Source organism: Desulfofundulus australicus DSM 11792, assembly GCF_900129285.1.
GTDB classification, from domain to species: Bacteria; Bacillota; Desulfotomaculia; order Desulfotomaculales; family Desulfovirgulaceae; genus Desulfofundulus; species Desulfofundulus australicus.
On record NZ_FQUW01000008.1, the window covers coordinates 104,327 to 129,105 of the forward strand.

Sequence of the window (24,779 nt, forward strand, 5' to 3'; positions counted from 1 at the left end):
TTTTATTCACCTTCTACCCGGATGCAGCAGTCTATCCGGTCCACCGAACTCAAGCATTCCACCAGGCGCAGGGCATCCTGCAGGTTCTGCTCCCGCACCCGGTGGGTTACCATCACGATCTCCGCCCTGTCACCATCGGTGTGTTTCTGAATTACCGAAGCCAGGCTGACTTCCTTATCACCGAAAGCGTAGGCAATGGACGCCAGCACTCCCGGCCTGTCGGAAACCGTCAGGCGGATATAATACTTGCTTTCCGCAAGGGCCACGGGTTTGACCGGCTTTTCCTCGTAACAGGTACAGCCCATAAAGGCCGGCACCCGGTGGACTATATGGCGGGCAGCATCCATAATATCGGCCACCACAGCACTTCCCGTGGGCAGCTCCCCTGCCCCCCGGCCGTAAAACATCACATCTCCCACCGCATCACCCCGGATAAAAATGGCATTAAAAACATCGTTAACCGAAGCCAGGGGGTGATATTGGGGGATCATGGTTGGGTGTACCCGTACCTCCACGCCTTCCGGTGTTTCCTTGGCAATGGCCAGCAACTTGATGACATAATTTAACTCCCGGGCGTAGGCAATATCCCTGGCCGTAATTTTACTTATGCCCTCCACGTAAACATCATTCAAAGTTATCCTGGAATTAAAGGCAATGGAAGCCAGGATGGCCAGCTTGCGTGCCGCATCCAGCCCCTCTACATCGGAAGTGGGGTCGGCCTCGGCATAACCCCTGGCCTGGGCCTCCCTCAATACCTGGTCAAAATCCATTCCTTCCAGGGTCATCTTGCTCAACATATAGTTGGTTGTCCCATTAATAATACCCATAATTTCCTGAATCCGGTTGGCCGCCAGGCACTGTTTGAGGGGGCGGATAATGGGAATTCCCCCGGCAACGCTGCCTTCAAAAAAGAAACCCGCCCCGCTGGCCCCGGCAGCGGCAAAAAGTTCTTTACCGTGCAGGGCAATCATATCCTTGTTGGCCGTAACCACACTTTTGCCCCGCTTCAAAGCATCCATAACATAATCCAGCGCCGGGTGAATGCCTCCCATTACTTCCACAATAACATTAATTTCGGGATCATCAATTATATCCTGATAACTATCGGTAAGCAGGGACGGGTCCAGCTGGATGCCCCGGTCCCTGGTCAGGTCGCGGACAAGGATGCGGGAGATTTCTACTGGCGCACCAACCCTTTGCGCGATGTTTGCCGCATTCCCGGTGAGAATGCGGTAAACCCCGCGGCCAACCGTTCCCAGACCTAAAAGCGCTACTTTAACCGGCTGCAAGAAATCCTCTCTCCTTCCTTCCAGCACTTGTCCCGGGTTTGGACATGAATATTTTATCATCGCCTGCCGGTTAAGGGCAAACAAAAAACCGGCCCGGGACCGGTTATTAAATAATTATGCAAATGAGTCCGCCACTTCCTTCATTAACAATACGCTGAATGGTTTCCTGCAGTTTTGCCCTGGCGTTTTCCGGCATGCGGTACAGTTTATTCTGTATTCCTTCTCTAACCAGATCGTGAACCGACTTGCCAAAAATCTCCGATTGCCAGATTTTCTGCGGGTTGGATTCAAATTCATTGAGCATGTATCGCACCAGCTCTTCACATTGTTTTTCCGTTCCAATTATAGGTGTTATTTCGGTAGCAATATCCGCCCGGATCATATGAATGGAAGGAGCTGTTGCCTTCAATTTAACCCCAAAACGATTACCCTGGCGGATCAGCTGGGGCTCTTCCAGAACCATTTCATCCAGGCTGGGAGTTACCACACCGTAGCCCGTTTCCCTTACCTCTGTCAGCGCGTGGGCCACCTTATCATACTCGCGTTTGGCAACGGCCAGCTCTTTAACCAGCCTGAAAAGTTCATGATCCCCGCTGATACTGAAGCCCGATTCTTCGCTCAGCACCTGGAAGAAAAGCTCCTGGGGTGAGGTTATTTCAATGGCTGAAACCCCGGTGCCCATATCCATCCTGGTAATTTTAACGGAAGAAGCAAAGTCGTATTCCCCCAATCTTTCCACCGCGCTATTGATGTCACGCAGGCGGCGCACGTTCTGGATGGTTTCACGAACCGATTCTTCCACCTTCTGTCTCAACCAGTGGCCGCTGTCCAGCTCCTCCACCCACTGTGGAAGCACCACATTAACCTCATTAACAGGGAATTCCATCAGCACAGTTTCCAGAATAAACAGGGCGTCCTGCTGGGTCATCTGCAGGCAGTCCACCGGCAAAACAGGCACATCGTATTTCCCGGCCAGCTCCTCGGCCAGGCTCACCGTCTGGGGATCGAGGGGATGGGTGCTGTTCAGCAGTACCACAAAAGGACGGTTAATGTCCTTGAATTCGGCAATAACCCTTTCTTCAGCTTCCACGTAATTCTCCCGGGGTATATCGGTTATACTCCCATCCGTTGTGACCACCACGCCTATGGTGGAATGGTCCGTAATTACCTTGCGTGTGCCGATCTCCGCTGCCTCCTGGAAGGGAATAGGCTCTTCAAACCAGGGCGTTGACACCATCCGCGGGCCGTTCTCGTCCTCATAACCCAGAGCACCTTCAACCCGGTAGCCCACACAATCCACCAGGCGCATCTTTACCACCAGGTTGGGTGAAATGGTAATTTCCACCGCCTCATTGGGTACGAACTTGGGCTCGGTTGTCATCACTGTCCTGCCGGCACCGCTCTGGGGCAGTTCATCCTTGGCCCGCTCCCGGTCGTAAGGGTTCTCGATGTTCGGAATCATCAGCAGTTCAGCAAAACGCTTGATGAAAGTGGACTTGCCCGTGCGCACGCCGCCACTGACGCCCAGGTAGATATCGCCGCCGGTCCGTTCCGCGATATCCCGGAAGATATCCACTTTCTCCATAATGTATTCCCTCCTTAATAAAGGTTTTTCGGCCGGAATCCATAGGACCAGTTTATTCCAATGGCATACATTAACAATATATATATATTAAGACCCCGGCAGGTTAATAACCGGGGTAAAAATTTTTGTGAACATTCCAGCAGGTATTTCAATCAGAAAAAATTGGTTTTAAAGAAGGATTTTTGCCAGCACTGTCGAATACAATCCATGTCATCTCAAAAAGTTGTCAGAGAGGGGAGTGATGCATGCAAAAATTACCTTACCCGCCCCCCAGGAGCGGGCGGTGGTGGCTGGTTCTTCTCCTGGGTTCCTTAATGCTATGTCTGGTTCCTTCAATTTCCTGGGCCAACCTCAAGCATACGGTAGCAGCCGGGGAAACACTTTATGGCTTGAGCCAGAAATACGGGGTTACCGTAAATGCCCTGCAGGCAGCCAATGGTATCAGCGGGCATTTAATCTACCCCGGCCAGGTGTTAATTATCCCCGGCCAGAGTACAGCAGGGCCGTCCCGGAACAACGCGGTAACCGGGAACGGCAGCACCTCTGACGGGGTTAGTAAATATACGGTTCGTCCGGGAGATTCTCTGTATGCCATTGCCCTGCGTTACGGCGCAAGTGTGGAGGCATTGAAAAATGCCAATAATCTCACCTCCGACCTGATTTACCCCGGGTGGGTTTTAATATTACCCCGGGGCAGCCAGGAAGCCAGCAATGCTGCACCCCGGGTTTCCCGCAGTGGAACAGGCAGCATTAGAGCGGTACTGGCCACGGCCGATTCCCTGCTGGGAAGTCCCTATACCTACGGGGCCAGCGGCCCCGGGGCCTTTGACTGCTCAGGTTTTACCAGCTATGTTTTCCGGAAGGCAGCGGGGATAAACCTGCCCCATAATGCGGCTGCCCAGGCCCAGCTCGGAAAGCGGGTGGAGCGAAGCGACCTGTCACCGGGAGATCTGGTCTTCTTCAGCTACTACGGCAGCGGGAACATTAATCATGTAGGTATATATGTGGGCCAGGACCGGTTTATTCATGCTTCCACCACCCGGGGAGTAATTTATTCTTCCCTTAATGATTCCTATTACGCTGCTAACTACAGGGGGGCAACCAGAATCCTGCCCGGCTAAGGAGTGTACGGTCCGCAGTACCGGGCCCTGCACGCATGCACCTGAAAAAAGCCCGCTTTTTGAAGCGGGCTTTCAGCTTGCAGATAAAAACGGGCTTTTTCTTTTTTACTTGTAGTTCTGGTAGTTTTTCTCGCGCAACTGCACTGCAGCCAGGGCTACCTCTTCCATTTCCCGCCTGCGGCCCCTGCTCATCAGGTTGATCACCGCTTCCCGGGGAGGCATTCCTTCAAAAAGCACCCGGTACATCTGCTCGGTAATGGGCATTTCCACACCGTAACGGCCGGCCAGGCGGTAGGCCGCCCGGGTGGTCCGCACCCCTTCCACCACCATCTGCACCGCAGATATTGCCTCGGAAAGGCTTTTCCCCCGGCCAATCTCAATCCCGGCCCGGCGGTTACGGCTGTGCATGCTGGTACAGGTGACAATCAAATCCCCCACGCCGGCCAGACCGGCAAAAGTCAGGGGATTGGCACCCATGGCCAGACCCAGACGGGTAATTTCGGCCAGGCCCCGGGTCATCAGGGCCGCCTTGGTATTATCACCAAAACCCAGCCCGTCGGCAATTCCCGTACCCAGGGCGATGATATTTTTCAAAGCTCCTCCCAGCTCCACCCCGGCCACGTCGGGGTTGGTATAAACCCGGAAGCTGCCCGTCATAAAAAGTTCCTGGGCAGCCTCAGCCGCAGCCATATTCCGGCTGGCCACCACCACTGCAGTTGGCATCCCCCGCCCCACTTCCTCGGCGTGGCTGGGACCGGAGAGGACCACATAACGGCTGTTATTTTCCTCCCCGGCTTCCCCGGCAAAGACCCGGGAGAGAGGCAGGAGGCTATCTTCCTCAATACCCTTGGCCGCATTGATCAACAGCGCCCGGGGAGAAAGATAGGGAAGCGAAGCCCGCAGGACTTCCCGGAAAGCATGGGAAGGGACACTGTAAATGACCGCCCGGGCATTTTTAACCACTGCGGAAAGATCCACATTTACCTGGACGCCGGGGGGCAGGTAAACTCCCGGCAGGTAACGGCTGTTCTGGCGTTCGCTGTTAATTTGAGCGGCCAGACCCGCCCGCCGTGCCCACATCTCTACCGGTATTCCTTTGCCGGCCAGGAGCACGGCCAGGGCAGTGGCCCAGCTGCCGGCGCCCAGAATGGCCACTTTTTCATTCACCACTGCCAACCCTTTCCTTTAACGAATTTTGGATTCTGTACCTGCCAGCAGCCGGCGGATGTTGGGTATATGCTTGTAAACGGCTATTACCGCCACCAGCAGGGCAAAGAACAGGTGTTCACGGGGCCGGCCCAGCAGGAGCATCCAGAGGGGCATTGAAACGGCAGCCACGATGGAACCCAGGGAAACGTAACCGGAAGCCACCACCACCAACGCCCACAGTCCCAGGGCCAGAAGGGCCGCCACCGGCGCCAGGCCCAGAAAAACCCCCAGCCCCGTAGCTATAATTTTACCCCCCCTGAAACCCAAAAACACCGGCCAGCTATGACCGGCAATTGCAGCCAGACCGCAGGCCAGTTCCAGACCTCCTCCCCCCAGGTAACGCCCCAGGAGCACGGCTAAAAGTCCCTTGCCGGTATCGCCAATAAGAGCAATGGTGCCTGCTACCGGGCCCAGGTTGCGCCAGACATTGGTGGTACCTATATTGCCGCTGCCGTACTTGCGAATATCAATCCCCCGGATTCGTCCCAGCAGGTAGCCCACAGGAATTGAACCAATCAGGTAGCTGACCACCACAGCCAGAACAGCCATTTTCTCCCCCCTTTTTCTTTTTCAATCCCGCTGCCGCAGGATGAAACGGATGGGCGTACCTTCAAAGCCAAAGGCTGCCCGGAGCTGGTTCTCCAGGTAGCGCAGGTAAGAAAAGTGCATCAATTCCGGGTCGTTGACAAAGAGGATGAAAGTGGGTGGCTTCACCCCGCCCTGGGTGGCATAAAATATTTTCAAGCGCTTGTTCTTAGCGGCAGGCGGCGGGTTTCGTAAAACAGCATCCCTGATCAGCCTGTTCAAATCTGAAGTGCTGATGCGCAAACACTGCTGTTGGGCCACCAGGTTCACCATTTCCAGAAGCCTGGATATCCGTTTCCTGGTAAGTGCAGAAACGAAAACTACCGGGGCGTAGGTCATGAAGGCCAGTTCCCGGCGAATAAGTTCGGTAAACCGCTGGTGGGTATGGCTATCCTTATCCACCAGGTCCCATTTGTTGACCACCAGCACGCTGGCCTTGCCCTGCTCATGGGCATAACCCGCTATACGCTTATCCTGATCGGTAACCCCTTCCAGGGCATCCAGCACCACCAGGGCTACCTCGCAGCGATCTACGGCCTTGAAAGAGCGAATCACACTGTACTTTTCCACAGCCTCTTCAATGCGGCTCTTCCGCCGGATGCCCGCCGTATCCACCAGGATGTAGCGCTGCCCTTCCCGCTCAAACCAGGTGTCAATGGCATCCCGGGTGGTCCCGGGAATTTCGCTGACAATCACCCGCTCTTCTCCCAGAATGGCATTGACCAGGGAAGACTTGCCCACATTGGGCCGCCCGATAACGGCAATGCGAATGGTGTCCGCTTCTTCTTCCTCCCCGGTTTCGGGTGGCAGAACCGATACCAGGCGGTCCAGCAAATCCCCGGTATTCATTCCCTGTGCCGCCGAAACGGGGATGGGCTCGCCCAGGCCCAGGCGGTAAAATTCGGCCAGCTGGCCCGGGCGCTGGAAATCCTCCACCTTGTTGGCCACCAGCAATACCGGTTTCCTGGTTCGGCGCAAGAGGGCAGCTGTATCCTCATCTGTGCTGGTCAATCCCGCCCGGGCGTCCACCAGAAAGAGTATGACATCCGCTTCCTCTATGGCCAGCTCAACCTGCCGCCGCACCTGACGGGGAATGTCACCCGATTCTGCAAAATCCAATCCACCGGTATCCACCAGGGTGAAGACGCGCCCGGCCCATTCCGCATCCCGGTAGAGCCGGTCGCGGGTTATCCCGGGTTCATCTTCCACAATGGCGACGCGATTTCCCACCAGGCGGTTAAAAAGGGTGGATTTTCCCACATTTGGACGGCCTACAATTGCTACTACCGGTTTTGGCAAGGGGAGGGCCCTCCCTTTTTCTCCGTAGTTTACTGCTGCGTCAGTGATAATTTAAACAAACTTCTACCAGTCCGGCAGGTCCATCGACCACAAACACGGGGCAATCCAGTCTGGCGGACAATTCCTGCACAGTCATACCGTCGAGAAAGACCTGTTCCGGCTGGCGCACCATAACCCCAGGCAGGATTAACGCCTGCCCCCTGTCCCGGCCTTCCAGGGCTGTCACAATATCCTTCCCGGAAATAAGGCCGGCCACAGTCACCGAAGGGCCAAACAAACCGCTGGGAACGACGGCCAGGTTCACAACCAGGTTATTAACCTTATTCAACCTTTCCACAACCGGCGCCAGGATACTTTCTGCCAGCACCCCTGTAACCACGGTCAACCTGCGTGAAGAGGGCAGCGACGGCGGCAGGGACCTGGATACCCGCTCCCATTCATCCAGAAAGAGGCGCACCAGTCCCACACCGTTTTCCGTCTGGGGAAAATCATCATAACGCAGTCCCGAGGGGATCTCCCTCCCGGCCAGCAGGTAGAATTCATCGCTGGCATAGACCATTGCCCGGGCGAAACGTTCCAGACAATGATCCTGCCACGACTGTACCCGCTCCACCACCTCAACTGATTCTTCACGGTTAAAGGTACGCAGGGGGGTCAACCCTTCCCGGTAACGGGTAAGCCCTACCGGAACAATGGCCGCAGAGCGCACCGCCGGCCAGAGGTTTATCAGGTCGCCCACCGTACGTTCCAGCTCCCTGCCGTCGTTTATCCCCGGGCAAAGGACCACCTGGGTATGCATCTCAATCCCCCCCTGGCCCAACCGCCGCAACTGCTCCATAATTTCCCCGGCCCGGGGATGTCCAAGCATTTTCACCCTCAAAGCAGGGTTGGTGGTATGCACGGAAATATAAAGGGGGGATAACCTGAGCCTGATAATACGCTCCAGATCCCTTTCCTTCAGGCCGGTCAGGGTAATGAAGTTCCCGTGCAGGAAAGAAAGGCGGTAATCGTCATCCTTCACGTACAGGGTGGGACGCAGCCCCGGGGGCATTTGATCCACAAAGCAGAAAAGACAGCGGTTCTGGCAGCGGCGGATGGGTCCCAGGCCCCCGTCAACAAATTCCAGACCCAGATCGTCGTCGAAATCCTTTTCCACATCGCAGAGCCATTCTTCACCGCCGGCTTTGAGCAGGGTAAGCGTCAGTTCCTCCTCGCAGGTTAAAAAGCGATAATCCAGGATATCTTCCACCGGCTGGTTGTTTACCGCCACCAGCCGGTCCCCTGGCTCCACGCCCAGCTCCGCGGCAATACTGCCCGGGGCTACTTTTTCAATTACCAGGCCCTGTGCCGTCATCATGGTCACCTTTATAGAAAAACGTTAGAACACGTAACATTACACTGGGAAAAGTTACGCATACGTAACAGTATTATATTGTAACAACATACCAAATCGCAAGTACTGGAATGCCGCAGCTAAGATTCAGGGTAATTCGCCTTCTGTTTGTCACGGATACAGCGTGTCTTAATCTTTACATCGAGTGCAAAACTACCGGGCGCATATGCAACGCTGCCAGGTTCGCTCCGAGACAAGCCGATGTTTCGCCCGGCCCGGAGCACTGGAGCGACGAGGGACGGCCGTCACCGGCCCGAAACGAACCGCGGCGAAACATCTTACCTAAAAGCCAGGGGATAGCTGTCCAGCGCCGTCTCGTTATTCGTGCTTCACAATGATATACACGCCGTTTTCCAGGTCATGCACCATGGCGTCCAGGGTACGGGCCAGGTAACGGGCCATTTTCACCTGCTCCTCCTGGTTGCGGGCAAAAAAAATGGGCGCTCCCCCGGCCACAATATCCATATTCAAAGTTACCAAAGCCATTATGCGGTTTTCCATAACACCACCATCCATGCCGGTTTACCTGGCGGCCATACGTCCCGCTTCAGTTTTCAATGGCCTGGAACGGGCGCTTTCCAGCACGGGAGTACGCTTTACCGCCAGGATTAACGCATCCTGATCCCTTTCCACGGGTACCGTATAAAGCCCCACCACCCCGCTATCGGGATCAATACGGGCAAGGGGGGTGAACTCTGGAATATCCACGTCTTTCTTGGTTCCCAGAAGCACCGTAACTGTATGCGCTATGGCCTGGCGCTGCCCCAGATCGTGAATGGTGGCCCGGGCATCGGAATTCCTGGGTATAATTAAAACAGCCAGCCCCTCGGCCAGGATCTTCTCCCGTATCTCCTTCAAGCCGACATTGATAAAACCGATGTTTTCCACCATCAGGATAGAATTGTCAAACCATATTCGTGCCGGCACGACTTCGCAGATATCCCCCACTGTCTCCCCGGCCATAAATGTGCGCACAAAGATTATGGAAAGTAAGGCAATAAGAACGGCCGCCGGAAATCTCCCCAGTTCATAGGCAATGCTGGTCAAAAGGGCACAGCCCATGGACAGGTAATTACGGGCTTCAAAGGTACGGGCTATTCCTTCTATATAATCACTGCCCCGCTTGACCAGTTCGTTTTCATCCAGGTGTTCCAGGGTTTTTCTTTCAATACCCCTTATTTCCCGGAACTGACTGGCAGCCAGCGCCAGGAAAGTTACCGCGGTATAATCCGGTTTCAAAATAGCCGGAATGGCTACCGCTCCCAGGGCAGAGGCGATAAAACCCAGGAAAAGGTGAGAAAGATAACCATGAGGGTAGCCGGGATACTGGCGGTAATCCAGGTGCAGCATAACCATCCTGGCTATCGTACCGGCCATTGTCCCGGCTATGATGGTGCCCAGGTAATGTTCCAATTTCCCCCACCTCTAGTCCTGGCGAATACGTTCCAGATGATCCCTGGCCGCCTCACCCGCATCCGGATCCCGGTGGCCTTCTGCCGGCGTTTCGGTTGCCTTTTCAGCGGTATCCAGGTCCGGTTTTCGGGCCCGCCGGGGAGCGAAGAAACTCGCAAATTCCCGGCCAAAGAAATCGCTTAACCTGCTTTTGGCCCTGTCCCAGCTTCCGGCACTGATGAGCAGAAACGCACCTCCCCCCAGCAGGGTCAGGGCAATGATCCAGCCCAGAGCCTTCCAGCTGCCGGGCGTTCCCGCCGTACGGTCGGTAACCGGTTTGGGTGCTCCCCCGGGGGCTGGTCCGGTGAGGCCCAGGACAACCGGCACAGCATCGGCCAGAAGAGCGATGCCTCGCTCGGCCTCTCCCTTCGTGTTGGTGTGGGTGCCCGCTTCGATGAGCAGGGCGGTAGGCATCAGGTCCTGGTTATAATTGCCCTGTGCGGTAAATATTTCTTTAACCACCGGTTTATGCAGGCTGTTGGCGTAGGACATCAACCTCTTGGCAAAATCAAGGTTGGCCTGCATCCGCGGATTTTCCCGCCCCACCACCAGCCGTGTCTGGGCCACATCCTCATTGGAAATATAACGCTGGTAATAGCTGGGATCGGAAATGCCGTCCCTGTGCACGTCAAAAATGGCAATGGGGTTATTCTGCATCAATTTTACAGCCGTTCTCCGGGAACGGTAATAGGCGTTATCGTCATGGGGGTCATGGGGGGTCCTGTCATAATCCACCCTTACACCGCTGTTCTTTAAGCGGTTTACCAGGGCTTCCCCCACCTGGTAAATACCTCCCTTAAAGGGAATGGATTCCGAACCGTCTGTGGGCACATAGGATTCATCGCTGTGGGTGTGGTAAATACCTACCGGCCGGGTACTGCGGGCCATCATCCGGACAGCGGGAACGCCCAGGTGACTGTAATACTCATTATAGGCCAGCAGGTCCCTGTCCATTCCCAGATAACGGGCGTAAGCGGTGTTACCCTTTACCCCGGTAACCCGGTAATGCCGGCTTTCAGCAGTAAAAATTTCGTCTCCCACCGTAACCCGCCGGGAAGCCTGGCTGATCACGCGTCCCTGCTCGTCCTTTACAGTATAGACAACGCCGGCCTGGTGGTCGTTTTCTGCCTCTTTAAAGAAGGTGGTTACCGACCATACCGGCCGGGTAAGCCGTGAAACGGATAACCCCAGGAGCAGGGATATTCCCACCAGAAGCAGGCCGATTCCCCAGATAATCCTGCTTTTTGCCCCGGTCACTTTAAAGTTCCCCCCTCGTCATTCTCAGGACTTTCCCTGCCGATCCTGTTCCCGCCATTCTCCACGGTAGCCATTTCCGGTTTGCGCAAAGCCCTGAGCAAGGCTTCCGGCCGTCCTTTCGATACCGGTCCTCCCTGCAGGCGCTCTCTCACCTCGCCTACCACTTCGGCCAGGAGCACGGCCAGGATCCCGGCCAGCACAATGGCATCGAAGGCGCCAGCGCCGCCAATAGCCACCCGGCCTGCCGGGGCACCGCGGCTGACCAGCCAGAAATAGTAACCCACATCCAGAACCAGCAACCCCAGCGTGGCGGAAACAAAGGCAGCCCGTCTTGAACGCCCGGCAAGGTAACCCACCAGCCCGGCAACCAGAGGATAAAGCCACAGGGCATCCAGAATTTCATACCTTCCTCCGGGTTCGGGCAGACCCCTCATTACCAGGGAGCCCACGGCATAGACCACCACAGCAGTTATCCCTGCCCCCACCAGGGCACGGATACGCTCCGCAGCAGTCCCCGCCCGGGAGAGCAGGTAAATAGACAAACCCAGCGGGATCAGGCCGCCGCCGACGTTTATGGAAACCGGGTAACGGCCGCCGGGAATGGGCAGGGAAATGAAACTGCCCACAATCATGGCCACAATTACGGCCAGGGCACCCCGGTCAGTCAGGCGCATGCGATCCAGGGCCCGGTGGGCCAGGCCCAAAAAGATCAAGAGGGAGATAACTATCAGTGCCGTGATACCCACAGGAAAACCGGTCATGTACCATCCTCCTCTATACTTAAGCTTTTTTTAGCGTGCCCCGGCCAGGTATAAATATGCACAAAAAAAGTGGCGCTTTGCACGCCACTATGCTTTGCCACCGGAAACAAGCTTATTTTTCAAAAAGATCTCCCACCACTTCCCCTATAGTTACGCTGGCACCGTCACTGCTGTGCTGGTAGCCCGGCTCTTTGGCACGCCGGCTCCCCCTTTCCCGATCCCGGTTGACTTCCCGGATGGAAAGGCGGATTCGTTTTTCAGCACGATCCACATTAAGCACCTTAACTTCAACTTCTTCTCCTTCCTGAACCACTTCATCGGGAGTGGCCACATGCCGGTCCGCCAGGTGAGATATATGCACCAGCCCTTCCACTCCCGGCTCCAGCTGGACAAAAGCTCCAAACGGTGCGAGCCTGACCACTTTGGCCTTCACGATGCTGCCCACGGGATATTTTTCCTCCACATTATCCCAGGGGTTGGGCAACACCTGTTTTAAGCCCAGGGAAACTTTTTCATTCTCCCGGTCCACCCGCAGAACCATTACGTCCACTTCGTCGCCTACATTTACCACTTCTGAAGGGTGGTTAACCCGGTACCAGGCCATTTCCGATATATGCAGCAGCCCATCCACGCCGCCAATGTCCACGAAGGCACCAAAATTGGTCAGCCGGCGAACCACGCCCCGCACAACCTGGCCTTCCTGCAGGCTTTCCAGCAACTCCCGGCGCCTGCGCACCGCTTCCTCTTCCAGCACAGCCTTGCGGGAGAGGATAACCTTCCGCCTGCTGCGGTTCAACTCGATTACCTTGGCTCTGATCTTTTCCCCTACATATTTGCTGAGGTCCTCTACGTAACCCCTTTCCACCAGAGAGGCCGGCAGGAAGGCCCTCAAGCCCACATCCACCAGAAGGCCGCCTTTAACCACTTCCCGCACGATGCCCTCGACGGGCTCACCGTTTTCCAGGTGCTCATTTAATTTCACCCAGGCTCTCTCCGCATCGGCCCGTTCCTTGGAGAGGATCAGCCGCCCCTCATTATCTTCAGCTTTAATAACGGCAACTTCTATTTCATCCCCGACCTTTACCACATCCGCGGGGGAACTTACATTGTAGCAGGACAATTCTCTCAGGGGAATTATGCCTTCCGACTTGGCGCCGACATCCACCAGCACCTCATCGGCACCTACCTGAACCACCACGCCCTTCACAATTTGCCCTGGCCGCAATGATCTGACCTCTACGGCTTCTTTCATCCCTTCCTCGCCGCTGGCTGTCTCCCCGGCACTTTCCCCGGCACCGGGTGTTTCACCGGTTGTACTGTCGGCAGCGGGTATACCCTGCACAGCTTCCCGGGCGGCGGCGCTGGCAGTGGTGTCCTGGGCGGCAGGGGAAGCTTCCCCGGCGGTTTCCCCGGTGGCTCCGCCCGGGGATACCACCTGGTCTTTCTCCCCAGCGACACTGGTGTCTTTAATGTTTTCCTCCACAGCTACCATCTCGCCCAACTCCTTCATCCGTCGTTCTACCTCCTCTATAATCCAGTCAGGTGTGGATGCCCCCGCTGTCAATCCCGCCACCTTCACCCCTTTAAACCAGGAGGGGTCCAGTTCCCGGGCGGTTTCCACCTGATAGGTTGGTACACCCGCCTGGCGGCACAGGGCGGCCAGCTTGCGGGTATTGGCGCTGGACGCACCACCAACCACCACCATCACATCCACCTCCCGGGCCAGTTCCAGGGTAGCCCGTTGCCTGGCCCCGGTGGTATGACAGATGGTATTGTATACTTTTAATTGTCCCACTTTTTGCAGCAGGACATCCACCACTGCCTGGAAGTTGGCCAGCGGCTGGGTGGTCTGGGCCAGCACGGCCATGCAGGCCATTGCCGGCAATTTCTCGGCCTCCCGGGGCCCTTCCACCACTACCGCCCGCCCACCGGTCCAGTCCACAATACCCTGAACCTCGGGATGGTTCTTATCACCCACCACCACCACCAGCGTACCGCTGGCAGCTTCAGAGTGGGCCAGCTTCTGTGCCCTGCCCACAAAGGGGCAGGTCGCATCCACTACCTTCAAATCGCGTTTCCTGGCAGCGGCCAGAATGCCTGGGCCTACGCCATGGGAGCGGATAATCAGTTTCCCTCCGGGACGGGCTTCCTCCACCCTGCTTATCTCCTGTATCCCCGCCGCCGCCAGTTTATTCATTACCTGGGGGTTATGAATCAGTGGACCGAGGCAGTAGACCGGCCCGTCCCGCTCCCTGGCCGTAGCCATAGCCAGCTTTAAAGCCCTTTTTACACCAAAACAAAAACCTGCTTCTGCCGACCGCCGCACTTGCATTTAAAAATCACCGACTTACTTCCCGCTGTTCATTAACCTGGCAATCTCATGCATCAGCTTCCGGCTGACTGCCAGGTAATCAGGCCGGCCGCCTGAGCTGTGCTCAAATACCAGCGGCTTGCCTATATTTACCCTGACCTTGCCGAAAAGGCCGCGGGTATTAATCACTGCTACCGGCAGTACCGGTACTTTTGCCCGCAAGGCCAGCATGGCAGCCCCCATATGTGGCTCGAGGAGCTCACCGCTCTTGCTCCTGGTTCCCTCCGGGAAAATACCCACCACCCGGCCCTGCTTTAGCAGCTCCAATGCCCGCCGGACAGCCTGCCTGTCGCCACCACCGCGGCGTACCGGAAAAGCACCCAGAGCCCTTATCACCGGGCCGAGAAGGGGTATCCTGAACAACTCGGCCTTGGCTATAAAATGTACCTGGCGGTCCAGCGCACATCCCACCACCACGGGGTCCCAGTAGCTGACGTGGTTGCTGACCACCAGCACCCCCCCGGAAGGGGGTAGATGATGCGCTCCCACCACTTCCCACCGGCGGACAAGGGCAAGTACTATCCGGCAGATAGCCCGGGCTACGCGATAGAACATCAGGAAAACCTCCCCCGAACCCGGGCAGTTATCATCTCCACTACCTGCTCGACGCTCAAATTTGAACTATCAATAACCCAGGCATCGGGTGCAGGCATGAGCGGTGCTACCGGGCGGCTGCTATCCAGCCTGTCCCGTTCCGCGATTTCCCGGATAAGCAGGTCCAGGGGAACGTGGTGCCCCTGGGCCTGCAAATCCTGCTGCCGGCGCCTGGCCCGCGCTTCCGGCGAGGCAGTAAGGAAAATTTTCAACCCGGCGTCCGGAAGAACCACCGTACCCACGTCCCGGCCATCCATAATCACGTTTTTGCTTTCAGCCATTTCCCGCTGGCGGTGGACCATAACTTCCCGTACCCCGGGCAACCTGGCTACCAGGGATACGTGGCGGGATACTTCCGGCTCCCGGATGGCCCGGGTGACATCTTCCCCATCCAGGTAGATCCGCGTTGCATAACCCGGGTCGGTGGTCATTTCAATCCGGCTTTCCCTGGCCAGTGCTTCCAATGATTTTTCATCTTTAAGGTTCAACCCCCGGCGCAGGGCTTTCAGGGTTATGGCCCGGTACATGGCTCCTGTATCAATGTACAGCCAGCCCAACCTCCGGGCCAGCTCCCGGGCCACCGTACTCTTACCCGCCCCGGCCGGACCGTCGATGGCAATAGACTGCCTGCTAACCATGCCCATCTCCCTATTATAGTAACACAAATACCCTCTTTAATTTCGACACTGCACTGATATTTCCTTCAAGAGATAACAAAGAAAAAAATAAACCGGGAAAAACTCTCCCGGTATTATTCTACCCGCAGGGAGCCCAAAATACCGGTGAATCCGGGAAAAGAAACATCAATACACCCTGCGTCCTGAATTACCGTTTTGCTCCGGGCGGCCAGTCCGGCTACAGCCATAGCCATGGCTATGCGGTGATCTCCATGGCTGGCACATGAAGCTCCGGTAAGGGGGCGGCCACCCCGTACCCGCAGGCCGTCGGGCAGCGCCTCTGCCTCCACACCAAACTTCCTCAACTCCTGCACCACGGTATCGATACGGTTGCTTTCTTTCACCTTCAGCTCCGCGGCATCCCTTACCACCAGTTCTCCTTCTGCCAGGGCGCCAGCCACAGCCAGTACGGGAATCTCATCGATGAGGCGGGGGATCATATCTCCACCAACAGTTACCCCCCTGAGCCGGGAATGACGAACCCGGATATCGCCCACCGGTTCATTGGCAAGCCGGTAACGGTTGGTAATTTCCAGGTCGGCGCCCATAGCCTTCAACACATCCACTATCCCATCCCGGGTGGGATTGAGTCCCACTCCCCGGATGGTTACATCGGAACCGGGCACTACCGCCGCGGCCACCATAAGAAAGGCCGCGGAGGAAATATCCCCGGGAACCACAATCCGGCGCCCGGTTAGAACCTGGCCGCCCTTAATGGTGACGGCTGTTCCCTCTTTAAATACCTCCGCACCGAAAAATTGCAGCATGCGCTCCGTGTGATCCCGGGACGGAACCGGTTCAACAACCCGCGTCTCGCCCCTGGCCAGCAGGCCGGCCAGAAGGAGAGCCGACTTCACCTGGGCGCTGGCCACGGGAAGGGAAAAACTGCAGCCTTCCAGTGCGCCCCCCTGAACGGCCAGGGGAGCCAGGCTGGCCTCCCGGCGGCCCCAGATACGGGCACCCATCCGGGACAGGGGAGCGGTAACCCGCTTCATGGGCCGGCGGCGCAGGGAAGCATCTCCGGTAATAACGGAGAAAAAGGGCAGCCCGGCCAGTATGCCCAGGAGAAGGCGCATGGTTGTGCCGGAATTACCCGCATCCAGCACGTCTCCCGGCTCCTTTAAGGCTGACGGGCCGCGCCCGTGCACGGTAAGCCGTCCTTTCTCATCGGGCCCGGTGAAGGACACTCCCATTTCAGCCAGGCATTTTATTGTGGCCAGGCAGTCGGCCCCCATAAGAAAATTTTCAATTAAGGTTTCACCTTCGGCCAGGGCGCCCAGCATGGCCGCCCGGTGGGAAATGGACTTATCCCCGGGAACTGTGGTGCTCCCCCGCAACGCCCGGGGTGGGGTTATTTCCAGATTCATATTTCGCCTGCCTTTCTGTGTACCTAGCCCCTGCTATGCTTGTTTACACCCGCAGGTCAACAATGTCCGGAAAAGTGACTCCAGACTCTATAATAAAAGCAGCGGGCTGGAAGGTAGAAATGTCCTGTTGTTAGCGCTTAACCACCTGGTAGCCGGCCTGTCTTAAGATGCGCACCGCTTCCTCCTGCCCGGCGGCGGTAGCAAAGGCCAGGCGGATGGAACCGCCTTCTCCCTCCCGTACCCGGAGGATCTCGATATCGCTGATGTTAATACCCGCTTCCCCCAGCAGACCGGCTATCCCGGCAATCATTCCCGGCCGGTCGGGAATGCCCACCACTATTTCGAACATGGACCCCAGATAACCCCGCATACGGGCGGGTATTTTTTTACGCACCCGGCTGGCCTGCTCTAAAAGGGTAAGGATCTCTTCTTCCCGGCGGTCGCTGATGGCCCTTTCCAGGCGTTCCAGTTCCCGCCGGAAACAGGCCAGAACCTCAATCACAGCTCCCCGGTTGGAGAGAAATATGTCCCGCCACATCAACGGATTACCTGCCGCCACGCGGGTAGTGTCCCGGAATCCCCCGGCACCCAGGGGGAGAAAATCCTCTCCCCCTGGCATCTCCACCAGGGTGTTCACCAGGGCCGCCGCCACCAGGTGGGGAACATGGCTGACAGCGGCCACCGCCCGGTCATGCTGCTCCGGCGTCATCTGAACGACCCTGGCTCCCACCCCGGCAGCCAGCAATTTCACCCGCTCAACGGCCCGGGCAGGAGTATCCGGAAAGGGAGTGATGATATAAAAGGCATTTTCAAAAAGGTAGGGATCCGCCCCCGCCATACCCGAATATTCCGAACCGGCCATGGGGTGGCCGCCAACAAACCAGGTTCCCGGCGGCATCATTTCCGCCGCCCGGGTACAAACCTCCACCTTGGTGCTGCCCACATCGGTGACCACCGCCCCGAAAGACAGGTAATTCCTCAGCTGCTTCAGCACGGACGTGGTTTCACCCACCGGTGTGGCAATAACCACCAGTTCCGAGCCCCGCACCGCACCTGCGGGATCGCATGTCGTTTCATGCACCGCCCCTGACTCCATGGCCAAACGGAGGTTTTCGGGATTCTTATCCACGCCTACCACCCGCCGGGCCAGGGAACGGCGGCGCAGGGCCAGCCCGAGGGAGCCGCCTATTAAACCCACGCCAATAATGACCACCCGGTCAAACATCGGTGTCCTCACCGGCCAGCCGGCGGTTGACAGCCCTGGCCACACGGCGCAGCTCCTTCATCATCCGGGCAAAATTCTCCGGGGTCAGGGACTGCGGGCCGTCGCACAGGGCTTCCGCAGGGTTGGGGTGCACCTCAATTAAAAGGCCGTCGGCGCCGGCAGCAACGGCTGCCCGGGCCATGGTGGGTACGAATTGCCACTTGCCTGTACCGTGGCTGGGATCGACCACCACCGGCAGGTGGCTGAAATGTTTGACCACCGGCACGGCAGAAAGATCCAGGGTGTTGCGCGTATAGGTTTCAAAGGTCCGGATGCCCCGCTCACACAGGATAACCCTCTGGTTGCCCATGGACATAATATATTCTGCCGCCATAAGCCATTCTTCAATGGTGCAGGAAAGTCCCCGTTTCAAAAGTACCGGTTTGTCAAGCCGGCCCACCTCCCGCAGGAGGAAAAAGTTCTGCATGTTCCGGGCACCAATTTGCAGGATGTCGGCATATTCCGCCACCAGGGGAAGGGTGCGGGCATCCATCACTTCTGTAACCACCTTCAGGCCGGTAACTTCCCGCGCCTCAGCCAGGAGCTGCAAACCCTTTTCTTCCAGTCCCTGGAATGAATAGGGGGAAGTACGGGGTTTGTAGGCGCCCCCTCTTAAAATAGTAGCCCCGGCAGCCTTCACCTGCCGGGCTGCCTCCAGCAGCTGCTCCCGGCTTTCCACCGCGCAGGGACCGGCCATTACATGAACCGTTTCTCCACCAATGGCCAGGTCTCCCACCATAATCACACTATCCTCGGGATGAAAAGCCCGGCTGGCCAGTTTATATGGTTGAAGCACCGGCATAACCTTTTCCACACCGGGCATGGCCTCCAGAGCCGTATCTTCCAGCCGGGTGCGGTCGCCAATAATCCCGATGATGGTCCGCTCCACCCCCCGGGAGATATGCACCTGAAAACCGCTGTTTTGCAGCCGCTCCACCACCGCACGCACCTGGTCAGGGGTTGCACCCTGCTGCATGACAACAATCACTTTTTACCCCTCCGTCCTATCCATACTGCTATTTTCCCCTGAAAACGAACAAGGCACCAAGGAGGTGCCTTAATACCCGTTAAAAGACATGGACATCCCTCCCCTGCCGTACTACCATCCTGCGCTGAACTCAGTTTTATCTTAGCACAGATTACCTGAAGCGGCAACGCTTTTTTATATGGAGCCGGATAACCTGCGCCCAAGGCTTTCAGCCATGGGGCGCAGTTCTGCCAGCAGGTGTTCCAGCTGTGCGGGAAGCAGGGACTGGGGACCGTCGGAAAGGGCTTCCTCGGGACAGGGGTGTACCTCCAGCATCAATCCGTCAGCCCCCGCCGCCACCGCCGCCCGGGCCACGGGAGCCACCAGGGAACGCCGCCCCGTACCGTGGCTGGGATCGGCAATTACAGGCAGGTGGGAGAGTTCCTTAATAGCCGGAATGGCGCTTATATCCAGGGTATTACGGGTATAGGTTTCATAGGTGCGTATACCCCGTTCACAGAGGATTACATTCCGGTTACCTTCCGCCAGTATGTATTCCGCCGCCAGCAGCCACTCCTCAATGGTGGCGGCAAGCCCCCTTTTAAGCAATACGGGACGATGCACCCTGCCCACTTCCCGCAGCAAATCAAAGTTCTGCATGTTGCGACTGCCTATCTGGAGTATATCCGCATATTTTAAAACCATGTCCAGGTTACGCACATCGGTAATTTCAGTAACCACGGGCAGGCCGGTCAATTCCCGGGCCCGCGCCAAAATACGCAGTCCTTCCTCACCCAGCCCCCGGAAAGAGTAGGGAGAGGTACGGGGCTTGAAAGCTCCACCCCTGAGGATATGGACGCCCATCTCCTTGAGGGTCGAAGCCAGCCCCAGCATCTGCTCTTCGCTTTCCACGGCGCAGGGTCCGGCAATTATTACCACCTGACCGCTTCCAATGCGGCAGGTTTTGAGTTCGATAACCGTATCCTCCTGTTGATATTCCCGGCTGGCCAGCTGGTAGGCAGGCAAGATGTGTACCCCCTTACATAACCTTTGAGGTTAGATCATGGCAATTTTCAAGAGCAGATTTAATCTCCTTGACCAGGGCGGCCACCAACGGAGCCGGGTCGCCCGTACCCGCCCGGTCCACCAGCTCGACGATGGCACTACCCACAACCACGGCGTCGCAGTACGGTGCCACCGCCGCAGCCTGCACCGGGCCGGCAATACCAAAACCAATGGCGCAGGGCAGATGAATACGCCTGCGTACTGTTTGCATGAATTTCGCCAGATTGGTGTTGATCTCCTCCCTGGCACCGGTTACTCCGGTAACGGAAACGCAGTACACAAACCCCCGGGCCGCGGAGGCAATAACGGCCATTCTTTTTTCGGTGGTGGTGGGAGCTACCAGTGGTACGAGGGCAAGACCGTAATGATCGGCATGCCCCAGCAATTCCCCGCTTTCTTCAACGGGCAGGTCGGGCACGATCAGGCCATCTATCCCGGCCCCGGCAGCATCCCGGGTAAACTGCTCCAGCCCGTACTGATATACGGGATTATAGTAAGTCATCACAATGAGGGGAATGCCCGTTTTCTGCCGGATACCGGCGCACAGGCTTAAAATGTCCCTGACCCTTATGCCCCCGGCCAGAGCCCGGGCTGAGGCCCGCTGGATTACCGGGCCGTCGGCTACGGGATCCGAAAAAGGGATGCCCACTTCCACCAGGTCGGCCCCGGCTTCCACCATGGACATGATGAGCCCGGCAGTTGTGCTCAGGTCTGGATACCCGGCAGTAATATAAGTGATGAGCCCTTTTTTCCTCTCCCGGGCCAGGGCGGAAAACTTCGCGGTAATACGGTTTGCAGTCATAATTTCCCCTTCCCCCCTTCCAGGATGCGGGCCACAGTCTCCACATCCTTGTCTCCCCGGCCGGAGAGGTTCACCACGATGATGGCCTCCCGGGGCATTTCTGCGGCCATTTTTACGGCCTGGGCCAGGGCATGGGCGCTTTCCAGCGCCGGAATGATCCCTTCCGTGCGGCAGAGCAATTGAAAAGCTTCCAGGGCTTCCCCATCGGTCACAGCCGTATAGGTAACCCGGCCCGATTCTTTGAGATAGCTGTGCTCCGGGCCAACACCGGGATAATCCAGCCCGGCGGAAATGGAGTGGGCCAGCCTGATCTGTCCGTCTTCATCCTGCAAAACGTAGCTTTTCGAGCCGTGCAAAACACCCGGGCGGCCCCGGTTAAGGGTGGCAGCGTGCTTACCCGTTTCCAGCCCGCAGCCGGCCGCCTCCACCCCCACCAGTTTTACCTCCTCCTCTTCAAGGAAGGGGTGAAATATGCCCATGGCATTGCTTCCTCCCCCCACGCAGGCTATAATCACATCGGGCAGCCTGCCCGTTTGCTCCTGTACCTGCCGGCGGGTTTCCACCCCTATGACGCGCTGAAAATCCCGTACCATCATGGGGTAGGGATGGGGACCGGCCACAGAGCCAATCAGGTAATAAGTGGTATCAACGTTGGTTACCCAGTCCCGCATGGCTTCATTCATGGCATCTTTCAGGGTACGGCTTCCAGCGGACACCCCGATCACCGCAGCACCCAGAATACGCATACGGAAAACGTTCAGGGACTGGCGGGCCATATCCTCTTCACCCATGTACACGGCACATTCCATGCCAAAAAGGGCGGCAGCGGTGGCCGTAGCCACCCCGTGCTGGCCGGCACCCGTTTCGGCTATAATGCGCTTCTTGCCCATCCGCCGGGCCAGGAGAATCTGGCCAATGGTGTTGTTTATTTTATGTGCACCCGTATGATTGAGATCCTCCCTTTTAAGATAAATCCTGGCACCCCGGCAGTATTCGCTCAGGCGGCGGGCAAAATATAACGGTGAGGGCCGGCCCACATACTGCTGCAGGTAATAATCCAGCTCCTGCCAGAAAGACGGGTCCTGCCGCACATCCAGGTAGGCCGATGCCAGTTCCTCCAGGGCCGGCATGAGGGTTTCCGGCACGTAACGACCCCCGAAGGGCCCAAAATAGCCCCGCTCATCCGGTAGTGACATAATTTTTCCCTCTCCTTCCTCACGGTAAGGGTTGGATCTCGCCGTCAACTGCCTTAATTTACGCCGGGCTCCAGCCGGAAGCCCGGGCGGCAGCAATGAAGCGGCGGATTTTCTCCGGGTCCTTTTTCCCCGGCCGGCCTTCCATTTCCACCCCGCTGCTGACGTCCACTCCATAGGGTCGCACCAGCTCCACGGCCCGGCCCACGTTCTCCGGCGTCAGGCCGCCCGCCAGAATGAGGGGGCGGGGTAGTTTCAGGCCGGCAGCCAGGTGCCAGTCAAAGGGCTGCCCGGTACCGCCTTTCCGGCCGGCCACAAAGGTATCGAGCAAAATGGCATCTGCCGGGTAACCGGATACCGCCTGCGGATCTATTTTTAATTCACCACCCACCCGGAAAGCCTTGATCACCCTGCGACCAACAGCGCGGCAGTAATCCACCGGCTCGTTGCCGTGCAACTGGATCACATCCAGCCCGCAGTAATCCGCCACCGCCCTGACTTCCTCCAGGGGAGCATCCACAAACACTCCCACCCGGGTTATGAAGGGCGGCAGTTCCCTGCAAATAAGCCGCGCTTCCACCGGGGTGATGCACCGGGGGCTGGGGGCAAAGACAAAGCCAAGGGCGTCCGCTCCGGCTTCTGCAGCCGCAAGGGCGCCGGAAATATCGGTAATACCACAGATTTTTATCCTGACCATGGAAGGACATCCTCCCCCAGCAGCTCTTTCACCTTACGCTCCATATCCCCGGCTTTGACCAGCGCCTCGCCCACCAGAGCCGCATCGACCCGGTGGCGGGCCAGGGCCAGCATATGTTCCCTGGAATTAATTCCACTTTCGCTGACCACCACCACACCCGGATCGGTAATTTTCTCCCGCAAACGGAAAGTAGTGCTGAGATCAACAGAAAACGTGCGCAGGTCCCGGTTGTTGATGCCAATTATGGAGGCCCCGGAGGCCCGGGCCCGCTCCAGTTCTTCCGCAGTATGCACCTCCACCAGGCAGCTCAGGCCAAGCTCGGCCGCCAGGGCCTGGAAGGAGGAGAGCTGGCGGTCGTCCAGTGCCGCCACAATCAGCAGGATGGCATCCGCCCCCAGATAGCGGGCTTCATAGATCTGGTAGGGGTCGATGATAAAGTCCTTGTATAAAAGGGGCAGGGAAGTCTCACGGCGCACCAGGGGCAGAATCAGGCGGTGCCCCCGGAAAAAATGGCTATCGGTGAGTATGGAAATGGCAGCGGCACCGGCCCGGGTATAAATCCGGGCCACTTCCACCGGCTTCATACCCCTTACCAGCCAGCCTTTGGAGGGCGAGGCCCGTTTAATCTCAGCCATAAGGGTTACTTTTCCCGGGCGGCGCAGATGGTCACGCAGCGATCTGGTAGCTCCAGATGACTGAACCCGACCGGCAAGCCAGGCCAGGGGCCTGATGGCGCGCCGGCATTCAACTTCCCTGCGCTTATGGGCAATAATTTTTTCCAGAATCAAAGGCTGATCACCTGCCGGCCGGCCCGGCGGGTAAAGGCTATTAACTCCTCCAGCTTTCCGGCAGCAGCACCGCTATCTATACTGGCAGCAGCCAGTTCCAGTCCCCTGCCAAGATCTTCCGCCCTGCCGGCAGCAACCAGCCCTAAAGCGGCGTTTAAGAGTACAGTATCCCGGCAGGGACCCCGGGCGCCCCGCAGTATTTCCCTGGCCAGCGCGGCATTAAATTCCGGATTACCCCCGGCCAGGGATTCCACGGGAGTATACGCAAAACCATAATCCGCCGGGTCCAGGGAGTACTCCCGGATATCCCCCTCCCGCACTTCGGCCACCACTGCCGGCCCGGCCGGGGATATTTCATCCAGCCCCCCGGCCCCGTGGACTACAAAGGCACGTCTGGTCCCCAGGCGGGCCAGCACCCGGGCAATTACGGGCACCAGCCCGGCACTGTATACCCCCACGATCTGAACTTTGGCCCCGGCTGGATTCGTCAGGGGGCCGAGCACGTTGAAAACAGTGCGAATACCTATTTCCCGCCGGGGACCTGCAGCGTGCTTCATTGCCCTGTGCAGGGCCGGCGCAAAAAGGAAGGTTATGCCCACCTTATCCAGGCATTCCTCCAGTTCCGCAGGAGATAACTCCAGATTCACCCCCAGCGCCTCCAGCACATCGGCTGACCCGCAGCGGCTCGATACGGAACGGTTGCCGTGCTTGGCCACCGGAACTCCCGCTCCGGCCAGCACCAGGGCAGCAATGGTAGAAATATTAAAAGTACCGGCGCCGTCCCCTCCCGTACCACAGGTATCCACCACCACGGGGTGCCTGGAACGCACCGGCGTGGCATGACGGCGCATGGATCTGGCGAAACCGGTAATTTCCTCTATGTTTTCCCCTTTTAAACGCATGGCAGTCAAAAGCGCGGCAATTTGCGCCGGGCTGGCCTGCCCGGTCATGATTTCATCCATTACCCGCTCCGCTTCGCTCTCACTCAAGCTCTCCCCGGCCACCACACGGCCAATGGCTTCTTTAATCATACTCAATCTCCC

23 protein-coding genes are annotated in these 24,779 nt (G+C 57.6%); 1 reads left to right on the forward strand and 22 read right to left on the reverse strand.

What is annotated here, in order from left to right; genetic code table 11:
• Positions 1-2 precede the first annotated feature (2 nt).
• Entirely contained in the window at positions 3-1,289 is a 1,287-nt protein-coding gene (locus BUB44_RS03750; RefSeq protein ID WP_073163311.1) for a homoserine dehydrogenase, read from the reverse strand.
• Between the two features lie 106 nt (positions 1,290-1,395).
• A complete protein-coding gene (gene spoIVA, locus BUB44_RS03755; protein ID WP_073163313.1) occupies positions 1,396-2,874 on the reverse strand; it encodes a stage IV sporulation protein A in 1,479 nt (492 codons plus the stop codon).
• 245 nt (positions 2,875-3,119) lie between these two features.
• Between spoIVA and BUB44_RS03760 the strand changes: the two genes are divergently transcribed.
• A complete protein-coding gene (locus tag BUB44_RS03760; RefSeq protein ID WP_073163315.1) occupies positions 3,120-3,995 on the forward strand; it encodes a C40 family peptidase in 876 nt (291 codons plus the stop codon).
• 105 nt (positions 3,996-4,100) lie between these two features.
• Here BUB44_RS03760 and BUB44_RS03765 read toward each other — a convergent pair whose 3' ends face one another.
• From BUB44_RS03765 to trpD, 20 genes are all read right to left on the reverse strand, one after another.
• Positions 4,101-5,162: an NAD(P)H-dependent glycerol-3-phosphate dehydrogenase gene (locus BUB44_RS03765; protein ID WP_073163368.1), complete on the reverse strand. Its 1,062-nt coding sequence runs from the start codon at positions 5,160-5,162 to the stop codon at positions 4,101-4,103.
• 18 nt (positions 5,163-5,180) lie between these two features.
• Entirely contained in the window at positions 5,181-5,753 is a 573-nt protein-coding gene (gene plsY, locus BUB44_RS03770; protein ID WP_027356828.1) for a glycerol-3-phosphate 1-O-acyltransferase PlsY, read from the reverse strand.
• Between the two features lie 21 nt (positions 5,754-5,774).
• Positions 5,775-7,088, reverse strand: a complete 1,314-nt coding sequence (der, locus tag BUB44_RS03775) for a ribosome biogenesis GTPase Der (protein ID WP_073163316.1) — start codon at positions 7,086-7,088, stop codon at positions 5,775-5,777.
• A gap of 40 nt (positions 7,089-7,128) precedes the next feature.
• Entirely contained in the window at positions 7,129-8,445 is a 1,317-nt protein-coding gene (locus tag BUB44_RS03780) for a DUF512 domain-containing protein (protein ID WP_341349363.1), read from the reverse strand.
• Between the two features lie 354 nt (positions 8,446-8,799).
• Positions 8,800-8,982 (reverse strand): capping complex subunit for YIEGIA, encoded by a 183-nt coding sequence (locus tag BUB44_RS03785; RefSeq protein ID WP_073163320.1) that lies wholly within the window; start codon positions 8,980-8,982, stop codon positions 8,800-8,802.
• Between the two features lie 21 nt (positions 8,983-9,003).
• A complete protein-coding gene (locus BUB44_RS03790) occupies positions 9,004-9,894 on the reverse strand; it encodes a YIEGIA family protein (protein WP_027356824.1) in 891 nt (296 codons plus the stop codon).
• Between the two features lie 12 nt (positions 9,895-9,906).
• Positions 9,907-11,190, reverse strand: a complete 1,284-nt coding sequence (gene spoIIP / locus BUB44_RS03795) for a stage II sporulation protein P (RefSeq protein WP_073163321.1) — start codon at positions 11,188-11,190, stop codon at positions 9,907-9,909.
• Entirely contained in the window at positions 11,187-11,951 is a 765-nt protein-coding gene (locus tag BUB44_RS03800) for a DUF1614 domain-containing protein (RefSeq protein WP_073163323.1), read from the reverse strand. The genes spoIIP and BUB44_RS03800 overlap by 4 nt, the downstream gene beginning before the upstream one ends.
• A gap of 112 nt (positions 11,952-12,063) precedes the next feature.
• Positions 12,064-14,283, reverse strand: a complete 2,220-nt coding sequence (locus tag BUB44_RS03805) for a bifunctional 4-hydroxy-3-methylbut-2-enyl diphosphate reductase/30S ribosomal protein S1 (protein ID WP_073163325.1) — start codon at positions 14,281-14,283, stop codon at positions 12,064-12,066.
• A gap of 15 nt (positions 14,284-14,298) precedes the next feature.
• Complete coding sequence (locus tag BUB44_RS03810) at positions 14,299-14,877, reverse strand: lysophospholipid acyltransferase family protein (protein WP_073163327.1); 579 nt, start codon at positions 14,875-14,877, stop codon at positions 14,299-14,301.
• On the reverse strand, positions 14,877-15,554 hold the full coding sequence (gene cmk, locus BUB44_RS03815) for a (d)CMP kinase (RefSeq protein ID WP_073163328.1): 678 nt from the start codon (positions 15,552-15,554) through the stop codon (positions 14,877-14,879). Before cmk ends, BUB44_RS03810 begins: the two co-directional genes overlap by 1 nt.
• A 113-nt stretch (positions 15,555-15,667) precedes the next feature.
• Entirely contained in the window at positions 15,668-16,960 is a 1,293-nt protein-coding gene (gene aroA / locus BUB44_RS03820; RefSeq protein ID WP_073163330.1) for a 3-phosphoshikimate 1-carboxyvinyltransferase, read from the reverse strand.
• 130 nt (positions 16,961-17,090) lie between these two features.
• Positions 17,091-18,185 (reverse strand): prephenate dehydrogenase, encoded by a 1,095-nt coding sequence (locus tag BUB44_RS03825; protein WP_073163332.1) that lies wholly within the window; start codon positions 18,183-18,185, stop codon positions 17,091-17,093.
• Positions 18,178-19,212, reverse strand: a complete 1,035-nt coding sequence (aroF, locus tag BUB44_RS03830; RefSeq protein WP_073163334.1) for a 3-deoxy-7-phosphoheptulonate synthase — start codon at positions 19,210-19,212, stop codon at positions 18,178-18,180. Before aroF (BUB44_RS03830) ends, BUB44_RS03825 begins: the two co-directional genes overlap by 8 nt.
• Before the next feature lie 174 nt (positions 19,213-19,386).
• Positions 19,387-20,217 carry a 3-deoxy-7-phosphoheptulonate synthase gene (gene aroF, locus BUB44_RS03835; protein ID WP_073163335.1) on the reverse strand — a complete coding sequence of 277 codons (831 nt, stop codon included), beginning with the start codon at positions 20,215-20,217 and terminating at the stop codon, positions 19,387-19,389.
• Positions 20,218-20,230: 13 nt separating this feature from the next.
• On the reverse strand, positions 20,231-21,058 hold the full coding sequence (gene trpA / locus BUB44_RS03840) for a tryptophan synthase subunit alpha (protein WP_073163337.1): 828 nt from the start codon (positions 21,056-21,058) through the stop codon (positions 20,231-20,233).
• Complete coding sequence (trpB, locus tag BUB44_RS03845; protein WP_073163339.1) at positions 21,055-22,254, reverse strand: tryptophan synthase subunit beta; 1,200 nt, start codon at positions 22,252-22,254, stop codon at positions 21,055-21,057. Before trpB ends, trpA begins: the two co-directional genes overlap by 4 nt.
• A 58-nt stretch (positions 22,255-22,312) precedes the next feature.
• Entirely contained in the window at positions 22,313-22,948 is a 636-nt protein-coding gene (locus BUB44_RS03850) for a phosphoribosylanthranilate isomerase (RefSeq protein ID WP_073163341.1), read from the reverse strand.
• A complete protein-coding gene (gene trpC / locus BUB44_RS03855) occupies positions 22,936-23,736 on the reverse strand; it encodes an indole-3-glycerol phosphate synthase TrpC (RefSeq protein WP_073163342.1) in 801 nt (266 codons plus the stop codon). The genes BUB44_RS03850 and trpC overlap by 13 nt, the downstream gene beginning before the upstream one ends.
• A complete protein-coding gene (gene trpD / locus BUB44_RS03860; protein WP_073163344.1) occupies positions 23,733-24,767 on the reverse strand; it encodes an anthranilate phosphoribosyltransferase in 1,035 nt (344 codons plus the stop codon). The genes trpC and trpD overlap by 4 nt, the downstream gene beginning before the upstream one ends.
• Positions 24,768-24,779 lie beyond the last annotated feature (12 nt).